The sequence below is a fragment of the Bacillus sp. JJ1764 genome (genome assembly GCF_036962145.1).
Lineage (GTDB): Bacteria > Bacillota > Bacilli > Bacillales > Cytobacillaceae > Neobacillus.
This window is the reverse complement of the sequence record NZ_JBALNY010000247.1, coordinates 1-2,801: the sequence shown is the minus strand read 5'-3', so window position 1 is coordinate 2,801 and position 2,801 is coordinate 1. Positions and strand designations below refer to the sequence as shown.

The following is a 2,801-nucleotide window of genomic DNA, read 5'->3' as shown; positions in this document are numbered from 1 at the left end:
GGTTAGAATATATGAGAAAGAGTTTGCTGACGATTTTTACCATGGTATCCATTTTATTTTTGCTTGGTGGATGTGGGACAAGCACGAAGCAGGATGCAGCGAAAAAGAAAGACACTCAGACAAAAACGGAACAAAAGGAAGGAGAAGGTCAAGTGGCGAATACTGTGTATCCACAGCTGTCAACAGAGGTAGCTGATAATGAAAGATTAGTGGAAATGGACACGACAATGGGAGCGATTAAAATTAAGTTATTCCCAGAATATGCCCCAAAAGCTGTGGAAAACTTTGTAAAGCATAGTGAGGAAGGTTATTATAACGGGTTGATTTTTCACAGGGTTATCAAGGATTTCATGATTCAAGGGGGAGACCCTAATGGTACTGGTACTGGTGGCGAAAGCATTTGGGGCAAGCCATTTGAGGATGAATTTTCCCGGAATTTATTTAACATCCGTGGGGCGTTATCCATGGCAAATTCCGGATCCAATACAAATGGCAGCCAGTTTTTTATCGTGCAAAGCACCAAGCTGGATCCTTCTATGAAGTCGCAAATGGAAAAAGCGGGATATTCAAAAGAAGCTATCGCTGCGTATGAAAATGGCGGAACTCCTTGGCTTGATGGCCGTCATACCGTTTTTGGCCAAGTAATTGAAGGAATGGATGTTGTGGATAAGATTGCCGATACTCCTGTTGACCCAAAGGACAAGCCGGAAAAGGATGTTAAAATTAATAAAATCAAAGTCCTAAAGTAAAGGCGAATCAATTGGTGTGAAACATTTTTACTGCTATAATTAGTAGAGCTTGTTCTCAAAGAGGAAAGGGAGAATAAAATGTTTCAACCAGCGGTCTTATCATTGTTTTTGTACTTTCCCGAAGATAAATCAGAATATATACCGGCAGCAATTAGTTTGATTATATTTATGATTGCAGCGGCACTCACCATGAGGTTGATTATTAAAATCTCCAAACGGGAAGCCCAGAAGGCAAAAGAATTAGAAGAAAAACTGAAAAACCAAACCACTCCAAAGAACAGTTAACGAACTAACTGTTCTTTTTTTCTGTCGCATACTGATAAATTATTTAGTTCATACTAAAGGCAAGAAGCGCGGGGGGATTACAGATGAAGAAAGCTTGGATGATAATTCCGCTATTATTGCTGGCCGGATGTATGGAACAAAATGTGACAAAGATGGACGTAAACATGTATAACGCTGTGGGGGACTCTCTTGGTAAAATTACCTTGCAGGAGCAATCAAGCGGGGTAAAGGTCTCCGGCAATTTAAAAGGATTACCTCCGGGAGTTCACGGGATTGCTATTCATGAAAAAGGGAAATGCTCAGCTCCCAGCTTTAAATCTGCGGGGAACCATTTCAACCCTGAAAATAAATCTCACGGACTCCTACATCCTAAAGGGGCTCATGCCGGTGATCTTCCAAATTTAATAGTTGAGGATGATCAGTCCGTCAAGGTAGATATCATGGCTCCCAATGTGTCTTTAAAGGATGGAAAAAAATCATTGTTTACCAAGGAAGGTACCTCACTAGTTATAACGTCTAAAAAAGACGATGGGATGACACAACCAGCGGGAAATTCTGGGAATCGCATTGCCTGCGGTGAGATTTCTAATAATAAAGCAAAACCTGGTCAAAAAGATACACAGGACGAAAAAAAATAGGCACATTCCTACTCTGGAATAGCCTATTTTTTTTACTATAGGTATTAATCTAAGCTTATCCCAAAAAAGGACATACACTAAAGGTGAAATGATTAGGAGGGATAAGATGGAAAAAAGACAATTCGGCGGTTTTCCTGGGCAATTCGGTTACCCACAAATGGGTTATCCACAAATGGGCGGGTATCCATATTCAGGTTTTCCACAAATGACAGGAGGTTATCCGCATTACCCACAATATGGTGGTCACTATCATCATGGATATCCACAAATGGGCGGTTTTCCGCAAGGCTTTCCACAAATGATGGGAAGTCAGCAACCAGGTTTTCCACAAATGGGCGGTCAAACTCTTCCTCAATTTGGACAGCGTAAAAAAGGAAAGAAATAATCTTACTTTGCTAGATATAGCCTGTTCCTTTCAGGGAACAGGTTTTTTGCATCGCTTTACTTGATTTATTTTCGTTTTTTACCGAAAATGATAGTAAAGGATTTTTACAGAAGTCAGGTGACGTAATGAAACATAAGCTTTATTATACAGATCCATACATAAAGTCATTTACCGCCAAGGTAGAAAGACAAGCGCAGGACCAGGATGGTAACTGGTTTATTGTATTAGATCAAACGGCTTTCTATCCAACAGGCGGTGGTCAACCTTTTGATACAGGAGTTATTGAACAAAGCCGTGTTATTAATGTTGAGGAAATCGACGGAGAAATCCGCCACTATCTTCAAGAACCCATACCTTCTCACAAAATGGAGGTAAGCGGGCAAATTGATTGGGATCGTCGTTATGACCATATGCAGCAGCACTGTGGTCAACATATTTTATCAGCGGCCTTTGAGCAATTATTTGATTACAACACTGTTGGATTTCATTTAGGTAATGACATTGTCACCATTGATTTGGATACAGAACAACTGACGGAAGCAGAAGCAGCCCAAGTTGAATCATTATCGAATCAAATTATACTAGAAAACAAACCTATTGAAATCAAATGGGTCACCGAAGAAGAACTATCCCGTTACTCTTTGCGAAAAGAGACAAAAGTGAAAGAGAATATTCGGCTTGTCATCATCCCTGATTATGATTACAATGGCTGCGGCGGTACCCATCCATGGGCAACCGGGGAAG

The 2,801-nt window shown here is 40.5% G+C and carries 5 protein-coding genes; all 5 read left to right on the top strand.

The window, feature by feature from the left end; genetic code table 11:
• The first annotated feature begins 11 nt into the window (after positions 1 to 11).
• A complete protein-coding gene (locus V7083_RS23355; RefSeq protein WP_335482572.1) occupies positions 12 to 749 on the top strand; it encodes a peptidylprolyl isomerase in 738 nt (245 codons plus the stop codon).
• 78 nt (positions 750 to 827) lie between these two features.
• Entirely contained in the window at positions 828 to 1,034 is a 207-nt protein-coding gene (locus V7083_RS23350) for a hypothetical protein (protein WP_335482564.1), read from the top strand.
• 83 nt (positions 1,035 to 1,117) lie between these two features.
• Positions 1,118 to 1,672, top strand: coding sequence for a superoxide dismutase family protein (locus tag V7083_RS23345; protein WP_335482562.1), 555 nt, complete (start codon positions 1,118 to 1,120; stop codon positions 1,670 to 1,672).
• Positions 1,673 to 1,778: 106 nt separating this feature from the next.
• Positions 1,779 to 2,057, top strand: coding sequence for a hypothetical protein (locus tag V7083_RS23340; RefSeq protein ID WP_335482560.1), 279 nt, complete (start codon positions 1,779 to 1,781; stop codon positions 2,055 to 2,057).
• Positions 2,058 to 2,182: 125 nt separating this feature from the next.
• The coding region (locus V7083_RS23335) for an alanyl-tRNA editing protein (protein WP_335482558.1) at positions 2,183 to 2,801 on the top strand (619 nt) is incomplete at its 3' end.

Coding starts and splice junctions, on each gene's coding strand:
- V7083_RS23345 (WP_335482562.1), top strand. CDS start 1,118: ATGAAGAAAGCTTGGATGATAATTCCGCTATTATTGCTGGCCGGATGT.
- V7083_RS23340 (WP_335482560.1), top strand. CDS start 1,779: ATGGAAAAAAGACAATTCGGCGGTTTTCCTGGGCAATTCGGTTACCCA.
- V7083_RS23350 (WP_335482564.1), top strand. CDS start 828: ATGTTTCAACCAGCGGTCTTATCATTGTTTTTGTACTTTCCCGAAGAT.
- V7083_RS23355 (WP_335482572.1), top strand. CDS start 12: ATGAGAAAGAGTTTGCTGACGATTTTTACCATGGTATCCATTTTATTT.